Here is a 16,124-nt window from a genome sequence, read left to right as displayed (position 1 = left end):
CACACGTACAGGCTTTCTTAACGTTTTTGAGAAATTATTTTTTAAGATTATGCACTTGTTGTTAAACGCGGCCGATGATTTTATTAGTACGGGGCTATCAAAAACATTCTATTTAAAAAGATAGATGGAATTAAATCTTAATTGGCAATATGAAGGGGGTGCCCTCACTTGCATCTGCACCGCGACCAATGCGCTTAATCGCGCTTACCATCTTGCCTTCGCGGTTTAGAAATTCATCAGCTAAAGCAATCAATCGCGCATTAGGAGTTGCGGACGGTGATAATTGTCGCAAGCTAATTGCAAGGCATTCTTCGTCTATGCTTTCATTCAGTGCGCAAGCGATAATATAGGCGGCGGCGGTCGAGCGTGATATACCCATTTGGCAATGGATAAGAAGGGGAGATAAAGCTGTGCCTGAATATGTGCCTTGCGATAAATGCCAATTTCTAGCCGCATCAATGATCGCTACGACATCTTGCATTTGCGGTGCAATTAAATTAGGGCGCGGTTCATTAATATCATTAAAGAAAAATATGTGGTGGTTTTCTGGCGCAATTGTTTTATCGCGCAATATAACAGCATTAGGGCTAAGCAGCGTAATCATATGGCTTGGCTTATGCTGCTTTATTATTGATCTTAGCCGTGATAGCGGAGTGATAATAAGTGTGTTGGTTGAGTTAACATCTAAGCTATTTGGATTATTATCATTCATGTAATAGCTTCTTTCAGCTTATTAAAATTATGACTAAGCAAGTTTAATTTTATTGATGATTTTGCTTAGGGTCAGGACCTATTAATTTGAACGAAATGGTATGAGGAAATTTTTGTGAGAGCAAGGAGAAGAACCGCAGGAAATATAAATATTTTCAAGGGGCTTCGACAAAGTTATCGCGAAAATTTCTCATATCCTGAAAGGACACAAAAACAGCTGTAATCTACTGCGTCGTAAAGCTTAACTGGGTATACCACCCACTTTTCGCTTTCCTCCTTGTATATTTTTGCTGTTTATTGTGCCATTTCATTTAAATTAATAGGTCCTGACCCTAAGGTAAGGGTGGCTTTGCTCGTAATTGTTCAAGCTCATTGAAGCGTGAAAGAAAACCGCCTTCGACATGCTGGGTTGCGCGTGGGATAAGGTCTAATCCATCCGGACTAACATTTTGTGGCTTGCTAAAATAGCGTTCGGCCTCAGCCAATGAAAAGCCGGCGAGTTTTGTTGCTTCAAAAAAAGCGGCAATACGATCGGCTTTTTTTATGTTTTTCTTTAGTTTTTTTAACGGCTTTACCGGTAAAGAAAAACGAATATTAATGGCTTTTTCCAAGCGATCTTCCACGAGTTCATATTGGCCGCCAAGTACTGCTTTAAACGGTGATATCATATCACCAATAACATATTCTGGCGCATCATGTAGTAGTGCTAATATACGTTCGGTCGGAGTAGAATCAGGAAACAGTCTTACAAAAATTTGTTCAACCAACATAGAATGCTGCGCCACTGAATAAGCATATTCGCCGCGTGTTTGACCATTCCAGCGGGCAACGCGGGCAAGTCCGTGGGCAATGTCAATAATTTCAACATCAAGAGGCGATGGATCAAGGAGATCTAACCGTCTGCCGGAAAGCATTCTTTGCCAAGCGCGTGGTTGTCCATCAATATTATCGGCTTTGGCCATAGAGTCTAACCTTTGAATTGCATGATAAGAGCTTAGAATAGTAAACTTAGCATAGGGCTTAAATTAAAACAAATAGTGAACAAATTTCAATCCATTCAAAAGTTTTACACCCAATATTTTAATATTTAATCCGCTTTCTTTGTTTTTTTGGTCAACTTATCGTTTTTGTCGCTTTGTCTTTTAGTCGCCTTTGTCGAGATTTTCTGGAAAAGTAAAATTCACCATTGATGGAATTTCAAGGGTAAGTTCAATGCCGTTGGCGGTTAGGGGGATCGCTTTATCTATTGCTTGTTTAACGCGGTCAATGCGCACCATAGCTAAGCCATCAACACTATTAACGCTGCCAATTGTACCAACTGGTTTGCCGTCGGCTTCAATGGTGGTGCCCGATTGGGGGAGGGGGGAGCTACTTTTGGCAATCAAGATACGCCGCCGCGCTGTTTTGCGATGATGCATGCGAGACACCACTTCTTGTCCAATATAGCAACCCTTTTTAAAGGAAACTCCGCTAAGCTGGTCAAGGTTTACATCATGGGGGAATGCGTCATTAAGTTGATAATCCTTGCCGCTTTCTGCCACAGCATTTGCTATTCTTAAGGATATATAATTTTCTATATTCTTATCAAGGCATTGCTCATTATTGTTAAGTTTATAGTTGCGGATTATGTTTTGGTTTAACAAGAATCTTTTATCGTTAAAAAACAGTAAATTATTTTCTTTTTTTAATTCTTTAACTAAAGTATCATTGTTTTCTTGGTTGAATATTTCAACAATATATTGATTTTCTTGGGTTAAATTGACTTTTGAGCGTAATTTATACATTGATAAGCGTTTGATAAATTGCGGTGCAATTTCACTATCAATGTCAATAAAAAACGATTCGCCTTTTTTACCGATTAGAAAATCAAAGGCAATTTTTCCTTGTGGTGTTAATAAAGCGCCAGGCAGCATTGTATCATTTTCAAGCTTTTCAACATCGGTGGTGATGAGGTTATGCAAGAAATGCTGGCTATCCTCGCCATCAATTTTTATCAATATACGATCACAAACTGTTGCTAGTGGATGATTCTCTGTCATAATCCTTGCCTTTCCTTTATTAAATACGTAATTCGGGTAAGGCCAACCTGCAAGGAGCAAACGTGATGTCCCGCACATTTGATAAAATTTTCAAAAATGCAACTGTTGTAAACCATGATGGCATTGCCATTCGTGATATTGGTGTCATCGGTAGCAAAATAGCGCAAATAGGTTCCTTGTCGGAAAATAGTGCTGATGAAGTGATTGATTGCACAGGCTTGCATATCTTACCCGGTGTCATTGATAGTCAGGTGCATTTTCGCGAGCCAGGGCTTGAGCATAAGGAGGACTTGGAAACCGGATCTCGCTCAGCAGTGCTTGGCGGTGTGACGGCTGTTTTTGAGATGCCAAATACCAAGCCGTTAACGACTACTGAAGCTGCCCTTGCTGATAAGGTGAAAAGGGCAACAAATCGCATGCATTGTGATTTTGCTTTTTGGGTAGGCGGTACGCGCGAAAACGCCCATGAAGTAGCAGAATTAGAACGTTTGCCCGGTGCAGCTGGCATTAAGGTTTTTATGGGGTCTTCTACCGGTGATCTTTTGGTCGATGATGATGAGGGTGTGCGTTCTATTTTAAAAAATACGCGCCGTCGTGCGGCGTTCCATTCAGAAGATGAAGCTCGGCTTAATGCACGCAAAGATTTGCGTGTTGAGGGTGATCCATCTTCTCATCCTATTTGGCGTGATGAGATTGCAGCATTACAATGCACACAACGTTTGGTGCGTATTGCCCATGAGACTGGTGCACGTATTCATGTGTTGCATATTTCCACCGCAGAAGAGATTGATTTTTTGCAAGAGCATAAAGATGTTGCAACCCTAGAGGTAACGCCGCACCATTTGACTTTATCGGCTGATGATTATGCAAGGCTTGGTACGCTTATTCAGATGAACCCACCAGTGCGTGAAAAGCGCCATCGTGAAAAATTATGGTATGGCTTACAACAAAGCATTATTGACGTGATTGGTTCTGATCATGCACCGCATTTGTTGGAAGAAAAGAATAAACCTTATCCACAGTCACCATCGGGTATGACCGGTGTGCAAACCATTATGCCATTGATGCTTGATCATGTGAATAAGGGGCGTTTGTCGCTAGAACGTCTTGTTGATATGACATCGCATGGGCCAGCGCGTATTTTTGGCATTTCTCAAAAGGGGCGTATTGCCGTTGGTTATGATTGTGATTTAACGATTGTGGATTTAAAACGCAAGGAAACCATTCGCAATGAACAAGTTGGTTCACGCGCTGGCTGGACACCTTATGATGGTGAGCAGGTAACTGGTTGGCCAGTCGGTACGGTTATTCGTGGTAATCGTGTTATGTGGGAGGGCGAAATTGTAGCGCCGTCTCTTGGGCAGACTGTGCGCTTTGTTGAAGCTCTTCCCAAGCTTTAGGGGCTTGATAGCTCAAGTGGTGGGGGATTTATTAAAAAAGGCAGCTCATGGCTGCCTTTTGATTGTTAGCTGTAGTTTTTAGGTCAAATGACGTGTGATTTTATGTGTTATACCAAAAGAAAGGCGTATTTTTTATGCTTTTTCGCTGTCATTTGGTTGAAAAATATAAAAAATATAACTTAGCTCTTTTATATTATGGCATTATTGTTATAAACCGAACAATTATATGTGCCCGATTATGATGGGAAAGTGCGTAACAGCAAGGTGGATTTATGAATAGCGTTAATGAGATAAGATCAACATTTTTGGATTTTTTTCATCGCAATGGGCATGAGATAGTTTCATCTAGCCCATTGGTGCCGCGTAATGATCCAACATTGATGTTTACCAATGCCGGTATGGTGCAGTTTAAAAATGTTTTTACCGGCCTTGAGACGCGCCCCTATAATCGTGCGACAACAGCACAAAAATGTGTTCGCGCTGGTGGTAAACATAATGATCTTGATAATGTTGGTTATACCGCTCGCCATCATACATTTTTTGAAATGCTAGGCAATTTTTCCTTTGGTGATTATTTCAAAGAAGAAGCCATTAGCTTTGCATGGAATTTGCTAACCAAAGAATTTGGTTTGGCAAAAGATAAATTATTGGTAACCGTTTATCACACCGATGAGGATGCTGCCAATTTTTGGAAGAAAATTGCTGACCTTACCGATGATCGGATTATTCGCATTGCCACCAATGATAATTTTTGGGCAATGGGTGATACAGGGCCTTGCGGTCCTTGTTCGGAAATTTTCTACGATCATGGCGATAAGATCTGGGGCGGCCCTCCTGGTAGCGCAGATGAAGATGGCGACCGCTTTATCGAGATTTGGAATCTTGTGTTCATGCAGTATGAGCAAGTAAGCCTTGATGAACGCAAGGATTTGCCGCGCCCATCTATTGATACAGGCATGGGGCTTGAACGTGTTGCTGCTGTATTGCAAGGCGTGCATGATAATTATGACATTGATCTTTTCCGCACATTAATTAGAGCTTCAGAAGAAGCTACTGGCGTTAAAGCTGCAGGCGAATTCACCGCAAGTCACCGCGTTATTGCCGATCATTTGCGCTCATCCGCATTTTTGATTGCTGATGGTGTATTGCCATCAAATGAAGGGCGTGGCTATGTTCTTCGCCGCATCATGCGCCGCGCTATGCGCCATGCGCAATTATTAGGTTCTAAAGATCCGTTATTGTTTAAGCTATTGCCAGTGCTAACGCGTGAAATGGGGCAGGCCTATCCTGAATTGTTGCGAGCTGAATCCTTAATATCAGAAACCTTGAAACTGGAAGAAACGCGTTTTCGTAAAACCTTGGAACGTGGCCTTGGCTTGTTAAATGAGGCAAGTGCTGATTTAACTGCTGGCGGTAAGCTTGATGGTGAGGTTGCATTCAAACTATATGATACTTATGGTTTCCCGCTCGATTTAACTCAAGATGCACTGCGCCGCCGTGATATCTCGGTTGATACGGATGGTTTTGATACCGCAATGGCGCGTCAAAAAGCAGAAGCCCGTGCCCATTGGTCTGGTTCTGGAGAAGCTGCAACTGAAACCGTTTGGTTTGCAGTACGCGATAAGGTTGGTTCAACCGAGTTTTTGGGTTATGATACTGAAAAGCTTGAAGCAGTTATTACCGCCTTGGTTAAAGATGGTGTCATGGTTGATAGTGTCGCTAGCGGCGATGAATGTCAGTTGGTCGTCAATCAAACTTCGTTCTATGGCGAATCAGGTGGTCAGGTTGGTGATAGCGGTACAATCATTGGCGATGATTTTATCTTTGATGTCACTGATACCCAGAAAAAAGGCGAGGGCGTCTTTGTTCATATTGGTAAAGTGCGCAGTGGTACAATTAAAGTTGGTGAAGCGGCTGAATTAACCGTAGATCATCAACGCCGCAGTAAAATTCGCGCTAACCATTCCGCAACCCACTTATTGCATGAAGCTTTGCGTCAGGTTCTTGGTACCCATGTTGCGCAAAAAGGCTCGCTAGTATCGCCAGATCGTTTGCGTTTTGACTTTTCTCATCCAAAGCCAATTTCACGTGAAGAACTTGATGAGATTGAAGATATTGCTAATCGTATTGTCTTGCAAAATGCGGCAGTCACAACACGGCTTATGGCGGTTGATGATGCTATTGCTGAAGGTGCGATGGCACTATTTGGTGAAAAATACGGTGAAGAGGTACGTGTTGTCTCCATGGGTGAAGCCGAAGCTGGCAATGGCGTTCGTAATCGCCCTTGGTCGATTGAACTTTGTGGTGGTACGCATGTACGCCGCACCGGCGATATAGGTCTTATTCGTATTTTGTCGGAAAGTGCTGTTGCTGCCGGTGTTCGCCGTCTTGAAGCACTGACTGCTGATGGTGCTCGTCAATATCTTAAAAATCAAGATGAGCGTTTGCATGATCTTGCAGGATTGATGAAAACTGGTGTTAATGATGTGGTTGAGCGCGTTCGCTTGCTGAGCGAAGAACGCCGCAAACTTGAAAAAGAATTAAGTGATGCGCGTCGCCAATTGGCGCTTGGCGGTGGCTCTAATAATGGTGGTGATGAACCGCTTGAAAAGGTTAATGGCATTGGTTTTATGGGGCGTGTTGTCACTGGCGTTTCACCGCGTGATTTAAAGCCGCTTGCTGATAGTGGTAAGGGGCAAATTGGTTCTGGCGTTGTGGTGTTTATCGGCAAAGGCGAAGATGGTAAAGCCAGCATTGTTATTGGTGTAACCGATGATTTAACCGATAAAATAAGTGCAGTTGATCTTGTGCGCGTGGCAACAGAAGTGCTTGGTGGTAAAGGTGGTGGTGGCCGTCCCGATATGGCCCAGGCTGGTGGTCCAGATGCTGATAAGGCTGATGATGCCATTGCTGCAGTTAAAGAGCTCATCGCTAAAACAGTTTAATTAGCTTTAGCTACCCTAATTTATGGGGGTAGCTAATTATATTGTTTGCTATACGATTAGCAAAAAATAAGTATAATATTAATAAAGAGGCAAATCCTTATGGCAATTGCATTTACATTTCCAGGGCAAGGCAGCCAGTCTGTAGGCATGGGTAAGGCATTAGCAGAGCAGTTTTCTGTTGCTAGACAAGTTTTTGAAGAAGTTGACGAAGCTTTGGGTGAAAAGCTATCAAGCACCATGTTTGAAGGCCCGGAAGATGTTTTAACTTTAACCGCTAATGCTCAGCCTGCTTTAATGGCTGTTTCTATGGCTATCATTAAAGTAATGCAGTCGCTTGGATTAAATTTGCCTCAAAAAGTGCAATATGTTGCAGGGCACTCTTTGGGCGAATATTCCGCCCTTTGTGCCGCTGGCATGTTTTCTTTAGCTGATACGGCGCGGCTTTTGCGTATTCGTGGTAATGCTATGCAAAAGGCGGTTCCAGTTGGCCAAGGTGGTATGGCGGCAATTATCGGGCTTGAAGCTAGTGATGTAAATGCAATTTGCGCTGAAGCGTCAAGTCTTGGTGCTTGCCAGATAGCCAATGATAATGGCGGCGGCCAATTAGTAATTTCGGGTGTTTTGGCAGCCGTTGAAAAAGCCGCAAGCTTGGCAAGTGAAAAAGGCGCAAAGCGGGCGCTTATGTTACCTGTATCCGCGCCTTTCCATTCAGTGCTTATGCAGCCTGCCGGCGATGCTATGGCTGAAGCTTTGGCTGAAGTTAAAAAACACCAACCGGTTATTGCTTTGGTTGCCAATGTTACGGCAGAACCTGTGCGCGATGAAAAACTGATTGCCGATTTATTGGTTGCCCAAGTTACGGGTCAAGTGCGTTGGCGTGAAACTATTGAGTGGTTTGGCAATAATGATGTTGATACCCTTTATGAAGTGGGGACCGGCAAAGTGCTAACAGGGCTTGCCCGACGTATTAATAAGGATATTATTGGCCGTCCAGTAAATACGGGTGCAGAAATCGAAGAAGCACTTAAAGAATTAGGTGTTTAGTTTTAAAATTCCTTTTGACAGAGGCTCATTCTAAAGTAATGGCTTCTTGATATTGCCATTATGATTTCTAAATTCATGATGATAGAGACTTGAAAATGATCAGTGAGGATCAAGTATGTTTGAACTTAATGGGCGCAAGGCGCTTGTAACCGGCGCAACTGGCGGTATTGGTGAAGCTATTGCGCGTAATTTACATGCGCAGGGTGCGATTGTTGGTCTTCATGGCACACGCAAAGAAAAATTGGATGAATTAGCAGCTGAGCTTGGTGAACGCGTTTTTGTGTTCCCTGCCAATTTATCCGATCGTGAAGCAGTAAAAGCACTTGGTACGCGCGTTGAAGAAGAAATGGGCGGCGTTGATATTCTCGTCAATAATGCTGGCATTACACGTGATGGCCTTTTTGTTCGCATGAGTGATGAAGATTGGGATGCAGTTCTTGCCGTTAATCTTACCGCAGTGTTTAACTTGACCAAAGAGTTAACCCATCCAATGATGCGCCGTCGCTTTGGCCGTATTATCAATATTACATCAGTGGTTGGGGTTACTGGTAATCCTGGCCAAGCCAATTATTGCGCTACCAAGGCCGGTATCATTGGTTTTTCAAAATCATTGGCGCAAGAAATTGCTAGCCGTAACGTAACCGTTAACTGCATTGCTCCTGGTTTTATTGAATCAGCCATGACCGATAAGCTTAATGATAAGCAAAAAGATGCAATCATGAGCGCTATTCCTATGAAGCGTATGGGATCAGCCCAAGAAGTGGCAAAAGCTGCAGTTTATCTTGCTAGTGATGAAGCAAGCTATGTAACGGGGCAAACCATTCATGTTAATGGTGGTATGGCAATGATCTGATAAGTGATTTTAACATGGTAATTTGCATTGATGATTTAAAAGTCTTTGCAAAAGTGCCGTTGAATCACTTTTTTATGATTTTATTTATAATGTTTCTAGAGCGAAAAATGGTTGGCTTTCTAGAAATAATTGTGAAAAAAATAAAAAATGGGCGTTTATATGTGCTATTTGCATGGTAAATGCTTTAAACTATTGATGATGGCGATTGAATTTTTTTAATAATTGGTCTATCGCATCTATTTAGATAATCTGAGGTCGATCATTTTTTTTAGTGATCTATCTTTTTCGATCAAAATAATTTGCTTTTTAACTCGGTAAATGATTTTGATTATTTCTAGCAGCAGATATCTGCTGTTTATCCCAATAGGGATATCCACAGGGTGCAAGAAATAGCAAAATGCTGATTTGCACCTATTAGCTTTATTTGAATACCCCAAGCCATTCAAGGCTGGGACAACTGAGGTCGAGGTTCCGACATGAGTGATACAGCAGAACGCGTAAAAAAGATTGTTGAAGAACATCTTGGAGTAGAAGCTGACAAGGTAACAGAAGGCGCAAGCTTCATTGATGATCTCGGTGCAGACAGCCTTGATACAGTCGAGCTTGTTATGGCATTTGAAGAAGAGTTCGGCGTTGAAATTCCTGATGATGCAGCAGAAACCATCCTAACCGTTGGTGATGCAGTTAAGTTCATCGACAAGGCTTTGGCGTAATTTTCGTCATAAATAGCATTTTGCTGTTTTGATAAATTTAGAAAAAAAGCGCCTTTTAAAAGGTGCTTTTCTTTCATTTATAGTGTGTTAATTCGTTGCTATAAAGGCGAATGAATACAAAAATGAATACCCCAAAATAAATACCAAATGCTCAATAGTCTGAGAATTTGTGATTTAAATTGAAAAAAATTCTAATTAAAGAATGTTAGATCAGGATGTGATGATGAGGCGTGTTGTCATTACCGGCCTAGGGCTGGTTTCTCCGCTTGCCGGCAATGTAGAGCATAGTTGGACGAGATTGTTAAATGGGGATAGTGGCGCCCGTCGTGTCAGCGAATTTGAGGTCGATGATCTGCCATGTCAGATTGCTTGCCGTATTCCTTTAGGTGATGGCACAAACGGCACATATAATCCTGACTTATTTATGGAACAAAAGGAACAACGTAAGGTTGATCCATTTATTGTTTATGCGGTATCGGCCGCAACCGAAGCGCTAGAAGATGCTAATTGGCATCCAGAAAGCGATGAGGATCAAATTGCAACCGGCGTAATGATCGGTGCAGGTATTGGCGGCGTTGAAGGCATAGTCGAAGCGGGTTATACACTTCGCGATCGCGGTCCAAGACGTATTTCCCCATTTTTTATTCCAGGGCGTATCATTAATCTTGCGTCCGGTTATGTTTCTATTAAGCATAAATTACGTGGGCCAAATCATTCAGTCGTGACCGCTTGTTCAACCGGCTCTCATGCTATTGGTGATGCTGCTCGTTTGATTGCGCTTGGTGACGCTGATGTGATGGTAGCGGGTGGTACAGAATCGCCAGTTAATCGCATCTCGCTTGCTGGTTTTGCTGCCTGTAAGGCGCTATCAACTAGCTATAATAATGATCCAACCCGTGCGTCACGCCCTTATGACAAGGATCGTGATGGTTTTGTAATGGGTGAGGGATCGGCTATTCTCGTTCTTGAAGAACTAGAGCACGCCCAAAAACGTGGAGCCAAAATTTATGCTGAAGTGGTAGGTTATGGTTTGAGCGGCGATGCTCATCATATTACTGCACCAAGCGAAACAGGCGAGGGGGCAGAACGCTGCATGCGTTCGGCGATTAAACGTGCAGGTATTGAGCCATCCGATATCGATTATATTAATGCTCATGGTACTTCAACCATGGCAGATACAATTGAGCTTGCAGCTGTTGAGCGCGTTTTGGGCGATGCTGCTGATAAAGTGTCAATGTCATCAACCAAATCGTCTATTGGCCACTTGCTAGGTGCTGCTGGTGCTGCTGAAGCTATTTTCTGTACTTTGGCTATTCGTGATAATATCGCACCGCCAACATTAAATCTTGATAACCCATCGGTTGAAACCAAAATTGATCTTGTGCCGCATAAGGCAAGAGAACGTAAAATTGATACAGTTCTTACCAACTCTTTTGGTTTTGGTGGTACTAATGCGTCATTGGTTATCCGGCGTTTTAAAGATTAGTTTTTGAGATTTTTTGCCTTTTAAAGGTGTCCTTTCGGGCACCTTTTTTATTGTTTGATAGGTTTTTAACTTTTTCATTAATGTAATTGTTGGTATTTTGCGATTTAACCTAAATAATTTTTGGCTTAATGAGATAAAAGTCATCTCAGTTTAGTAAATTGTAATTCTTTGAGGAATTTAGTCACTATCTTTGGGTATAGGAACAATAAATAAACCATTCCTTTCTCTGCCTGTGGGTGTTTTTTCCTCAAACCATTCAGCCAGATAAATATTTTCAAGATCGACTTTTTGTTTTTTGACTTGGTCTTGGACCCATTGTTCAGTTTTATGAGCAAGCTCAAGATTATCTTTGATGATTTCACCATTTTTAATTAAAATTACTGAGACACGATCTTCTTCTTTTTTGATAACCGATAATGAGCCATTCGATTCAAAATTGGCAAAAGCAACCTCATGGGGTGCTGCACCTTTAATGCGCAGCATAGTTACAAAATCATTTACATCTAAGCCGATGCGTTTGAAATTTTTAATTTGGTATTTGCCGTCAATAACTAGTGGTAAATCACCACCTGCAACAATATCGCGAATAAGTGGGAAATGTTTACGAGAATAGTTAACTAAAATCACCAATGCTTCCCAAATAAACAAAACTCCTAAAAAATGCAGAATTCCAGTTGCAGGATTGTAAATAACGCCACCTATAATGCCACCCATAACAAAGTTGCTTACAAGGTCAATCGGTGTCATTTGGCTAAGGCTGCCACGCCCAGTTGTGCGCAATACCAACAAAAATACCGCAAGCCCGACAATTAATTTCAAAGTAACATCGGAATAGTTTGCAAAGTAATCGTGCATGACGCGTCTCTTTTTAATTTTCTAATTCACAAATATTATTTAGAGCCGCGCCATTAATTTAAAAGGCGGCAATTTAAGAAATATTATTTATTAATGGAATAATATCGTCAACATTATTTATAAAAAGCGGTTTAACTTTACTGGCGCTATGAAAGAACCCTTCGTCGGCCATGTGGCGCAAAAGGTCTGCTAAGGGGTTCCAGTAATCATTAATATTGGCAAAAACCATTGGCTTATTATGATGCCCCAATTGCGCCCATGTCATCATTTCAATTAATTCTTCCAAAGTGCCTATGCCACCTGGAAAGGTAACAAAAGCATCCGCTTTTTCAAACATTAATGTTTTGCGCCGATGCATAGTATCAACAATGATTAACTCATCAAGGTCTATGACTGCGGCATCGGGTGCCTCTTTGCTTAATAAAAATTCTGGAATAATACCAATGACATTGCCACCATGAGCTTTTACACTTTGGGCAACAGCCCCCATTATGCCACGACTACCACCGCCATAAACAAGACCAATATTCGCCTTAGCTAAGGCTTCGCCAAAAATTTCAGCAGCTTTGATATAGATAGGATTTTCGCCCGCGCTAGAACCACAATAAACACAAATATAATCAATTTTTGGCATGTTTTATTCCTTTTCCGGATTAAGTGATATTAGTTTTGCTTTATTCTATAGTCTGCTTTTTTAACGCTAAAATTTACCTCAATGATTGAAGTGATCTAAACTTAAACCAAGAGCATAGCTTCATTAAAATTAAATGTCTTTCATTTATAATAAGGTCTGGCCTTTATAATAAGGATATTTTCTTAGATTTTCAAATGCCGCAAAATCGACTGTATTTTATTAGCTTTTGAGTTTTTACCAATAAACGATAGTAATCCTCAATTTATTCGAGCATTTTTCTTGAAGCGGGTGCCTTCAAGGTATATTTGTGCTATTTTGGATAATGCTTCAAATCGAAGCGTTTAAATAATAGCTATCAAGAGAACCCTTTGCAAATATTAGATGTTAAATTTTTCGCTAGAGCTTTTATAATATTGCTACTAAGCTTTTTGTTATCAGTATCTGCTAGGCACATGCATTTTGCTGTTGCCCAACCTATTGTTGCATTTCCAACATTGGTTACAGCACCAGTTTTTGGTTCTTTCTTGGTTGATGCGCGTGGTAGGATTATTATTGCTGGTAAAGCTGATCCTTTGAGTGAAATTGATCTTGTATGTGGTGCCAAATTATTAGGGCAGTCGAAAGCTGAGGAAAAAGGTAATTTTGAAATTGGCCTTATAAAAAAACCGGGAACCGGCGAATACCGCTGTGTTTTGCGTTCAACTGATAAAAATGGTCAATCTGCAACGTCCACTCAAACTTTAATTCTTACGATCAATAATGATCGCAACGCTCCGATAACCGCCATTATTGATGAACCAAATGGCACACAGAGAATTGTCTATCCGTTAAGTAATGTATCTGGTGATGACGGCGCTTCAGAGCAGGTTGGCTTTTTGGTTGAATATATTGCTTACGAAAATGGGCACTTTATCGTCTGTGGTCATGCGCCGGCAAATCGGCGGGTTGCAATCCACAATCTTGATCTTATATTAGGTTCTGAGTTTATTAAAGAAACGGGGCGTTTTTGTATCGAGCGCACCAACAGGCTTGCAGAAGGTGATTATGCTTTAAAGGCGCAATTATTAGATGAAAAGGGGCAAATATTTGCAAATGTTACTTTGCCTTTTACAATCTCCAATTTAAATAAAAGTAATGAACAATATTATATTGCCAATAAGCCGGTTGAAACCGTGGTTGTTCGCCCAGGTGAAACGCTTTCCCAGATTGCACAACGCCTCTATGGTGATTATAATTTTGCTGATAAAATATATCAATTGAACCGACATGTGTTGGAAAATCCTCACAATGTTCAAGCTGGGCAAAGATTAGCATTGCCATCAAAGCAATAAACCAATTTTGCACAAGCATTAGAAAAAGATTTAAAAATGAGTGATAGTTCGGCCGGAAAAAATAACGGCAGTAAGACGGTTTCGGCTGATTCTGGCGCAACTTTTAAAACGCTTTATAATCTTTGGCCTTATATGTGGCCATCAGATCAGCCGAAGTTAAAACGCCGGGTTTTATGGGCATTGTTTTATCTTGTAGCCTCAAAACTTGTGCTTATTTTGGTGCCATATTTTTTCAAATATGCAACCGAAGCCTTAGGTGGCAGATTTGTTGCGCCTAACTGGGTGATGCCAGCACTTGTTACGCCATTAATGTTGGTTGCTGCTTATAATGTTGCCCGCATCATTCAAGCAGGTTTAAATCAATTGCGTGATGCGCTTTTTGCCGCCGTTGGTCAGCATGCGGTGCGTAAACTTGCCTATCAAACCTTTATTCATATGCATCAATTATCACTGCGCTTTCATTTGGAGCGGCGCACAGGTGGGTTATCTCGGGTAATTGAGCGTGGAACCAAGGGGATCGAAGCGATTGTTCGCTTTACCATTTTAAATACTGCACCAACTTTACTTGAATTTGCGCTAACAGCCTTTGTTTTATGGATTTCCTGTGGTTTTGAATATGTTGTTGTCGTTGTTGTGACGGTGGTTGCCTATACGTGGTTTACCATCAAAGCCAGCGATTGGCGCATTGCTATTCGAAGACAAATGAATGATTCAGACACCGAAGCTAATACTCGTGCTATCGATTCATTGTTGAATTTTGAAACGGTGAAATATTTTGGCAATGAGGATATGGAAGCAAAGCGTTTTGACGCATCGATGGAGCGCTATGAAATAGCCGCCGTCAAGACGTGGATATCACTTGGCTGGCTTAATTTTGGCCAAGCGTTAATTTTTGGTGCTGGCTTAATGATGATGATGGTGCTTTCCGTGCGTGAAATTGCCAATGGTACCCAAACGATTGGTGATTTCGTTTTCATTAATACGCTCATGATCCAGCTTTCCATTCCAATGAATTTTATTGGCTTTATTTATCGAGAAGTGCGCCAAGGCCTAACCGATATTGAGCAGATGTTTGATCTTTTAGATGTTCCGCAAGAAATTACTGACAAAGCGGATGCAAAGCCCTTGAAGGTTGAGGGGGGAACAATTCGTTTTGATGAGGTCAAATTTGCATATGATGAAGATAGAGCCATTTTAAAAGGTATAAGCTTTGAAGTGCCAAGCGGCAAAACCGTGGCAATTGTTGGACCATCGGGGGCCGGTAAATCTACTATTTCGCGGCTTTTATTTCGGTTTTATGATGTTCAATCTGGTTCCGTTACCATCGATGGACAAGATGTCCGCAATGTAACTCAGCAAAGTCTTCGCCATGCTATTGGAATGGTGCCGCAAGATACAGTGCTTTTTAATGACACTATTGCCTATAATATTCGCTATGGTCGGCCCGACGCGAGTTTTGAAGAAGTGAGGCGGGCGGCAGAACTTGCCCAAATTTCAGATTTTATCGAAAATTTGCCGCAAGGCTATAATGCTATGGTTGGGGAGCGCGGTTTGAAATTATCGGGCGGCGAAAAACAGCGTATCGCTATTGCTCGTACGATTTTAAAAGCGCCGCCGATTCTCATTTTAGATGAAGCAACCTCCGCGCTTGATACGGCAACCGAACAGGATATTCAGCAAGCGCTTGAATTGGTGAGTAAGAATCGTACAACCCTTGTGATCGCCCACCGCCTATCGACAATTATTAATGCCGATGAAATATTGGTTTTAAAAAGTGGCAAAATTGTTGAGCGCGGCAGACATCAAGAGCTGCTTGATGAAAATGGCCTTTATGCATCAATGTGGAAACGCCAACGAGAGGCGACTGAGGTTGAGCAAAAATTGCGTGAAATGCGTGAAAATGATGATCTCGGCGTAATTGATCGCGGCGAACCTGCCTTATAGGTTGATATTATCGACGCAGCTTGTTTAAAAGGTTATGCAATCTAATATTGTGAAAAGGTCATTTCAGTAACTTGAATTGGCCTTTTTGCTTTTGATTGTTTCATTTAGGCAAAAAATACTGTTTATTACCAAAAAAATGTGCATTTTACCTTATGTAGACCGCACAAAA

The 16,124-nt window shown here is 41.6% G+C and carries 13 protein-coding genes; 8 read left to right on the top strand and 5 right to left on the bottom strand.

Annotated features, from left to right (window positions below; genetic code table 11):
• Positions 1-130: 130 nt before the first annotated feature.
• From H3299_RS08190 to H3299_RS08180, 3 genes are all read right to left on the bottom strand, one after another.
• Positions 131-712 (bottom strand): tyrosine phosphatase family protein, encoded by a 582-nt coding sequence (locus tag H3299_RS08190; RefSeq protein WP_182417213.1) that lies wholly within the window; start codon positions 710-712, stop codon positions 131-133.
• A 331-nt stretch (positions 713-1,043) separates the two neighbouring features.
• A complete protein-coding gene (locus H3299_RS08185; RefSeq protein WP_182417212.1) occupies positions 1,044-1,673 on the bottom strand; it encodes an HD family hydrolase in 630 nt (209 codons plus the stop codon).
• 180 nt (positions 1,674-1,853) lie between these two features.
• The gene (locus H3299_RS08180; protein ID WP_246708043.1) at positions 1,854-2,750 is read right to left on the bottom strand and encodes a folate-binding protein YgfZ; all 897 of its coding nucleotides are present in this window, start codon (positions 2,748-2,750) and stop codon (positions 1,854-1,856) included.
• A gap of 65 nt (positions 2,751-2,815) precedes the next feature.
• Between H3299_RS08180 and H3299_RS08175 the strand changes: the two genes are divergently transcribed.
• The 6 genes from H3299_RS08175 (at position 2,816) to fabF (ending at position 11,191) form a co-directional block, all read left to right on the top strand.
• Positions 2,816-4,150 (top strand): dihydroorotase, encoded by a 1,335-nt coding sequence (locus tag H3299_RS08175; protein ID WP_182417210.1) that lies wholly within the window; start codon positions 2,816-2,818, stop codon positions 4,148-4,150.
• Positions 4,151-4,422: 272 nt separating this feature from the next.
• Positions 4,423-7,095, top strand: a complete 2,673-nt coding sequence (alaS, locus tag H3299_RS08170; protein ID WP_182417209.1) for an alanine--tRNA ligase — start codon at positions 4,423-4,425, stop codon at positions 7,093-7,095.
• A gap of 99 nt (positions 7,096-7,194) precedes the next feature.
• Entirely contained in the window at positions 7,195-8,139 is a 945-nt protein-coding gene (fabD, locus tag H3299_RS08165; protein WP_182417208.1) for an ACP S-malonyltransferase, read from the top strand.
• 115 nt (positions 8,140-8,254) lie between these two features.
• A complete protein-coding gene (gene fabG / locus H3299_RS08160) occupies positions 8,255-8,992 on the top strand; it encodes a 3-oxoacyl-[acyl-carrier-protein] reductase (RefSeq protein WP_182417207.1) in 738 nt (245 codons plus the stop codon).
• 476 nt (positions 8,993-9,468) lie between these two features.
• Positions 9,469-9,705: an acyl carrier protein gene (locus tag H3299_RS08155; protein ID WP_182417206.1), complete on the top strand. Its 237-nt coding sequence runs from the start codon at positions 9,469-9,471 to the stop codon at positions 9,703-9,705.
• A gap of 223 nt (positions 9,706-9,928) precedes the next feature.
• Positions 9,929-11,191 carry a beta-ketoacyl-ACP synthase II gene (fabF, locus tag H3299_RS08150; RefSeq protein WP_182419706.1) on the top strand — a complete coding sequence of 421 codons (1,263 nt, stop codon included), beginning with the start codon at positions 9,929-9,931 and terminating at the stop codon, positions 11,189-11,191.
• A 177-nt stretch (positions 11,192-11,368) separates the two neighbouring features.
• On the opposite strand, the gene H3299_RS08145 is transcribed toward fabF, so the two are convergent.
• Entirely contained in the window at positions 11,369-12,046 is a 678-nt protein-coding gene (locus H3299_RS08145) for a DUF421 domain-containing protein (RefSeq protein ID WP_182417205.1), read from the bottom strand.
• 73 nt (positions 12,047-12,119) lie between these two features.
• Entirely contained in the window at positions 12,120-12,680 is a 561-nt protein-coding gene (locus tag H3299_RS08140) for a TIGR00730 family Rossman fold protein (RefSeq protein WP_182417204.1), read from the bottom strand.
• Between the two features lie 452 nt (positions 12,681-13,132).
• Between H3299_RS08140 and H3299_RS08135 the strand changes: the two genes are divergently transcribed.
• Both H3299_RS08135 and H3299_RS08130 read left to right on the top strand, forming a co-directional pair.
• On the top strand, positions 13,133-14,011 hold the full coding sequence (locus H3299_RS08135) for a LysM peptidoglycan-binding domain-containing protein (protein ID WP_182417203.1): 879 nt from the start codon (positions 13,133-13,135) through the stop codon (positions 14,009-14,011).
• Positions 14,012-14,047: 36 nt separating this feature from the next.
• A complete protein-coding gene (locus tag H3299_RS08130) occupies positions 14,048-15,955 on the top strand; it encodes an ABC transporter ATP-binding protein/permease (protein WP_182417202.1) in 1,908 nt (635 codons plus the stop codon).
• Positions 15,956-16,124: the final 169 nt, after the last annotated feature.

The organism is Bartonella sp. HY038, from assembly GCF_014117425.1.
In the GTDB taxonomy this organism is placed as follows: domain Bacteria; phylum Pseudomonadota; class Alphaproteobacteria; order Rhizobiales; family Rhizobiaceae; genus HY038.
Note: the sequence above shows the minus strand (reverse complement) of the source record. Positions and strands in the feature narration are given on the sequence as shown.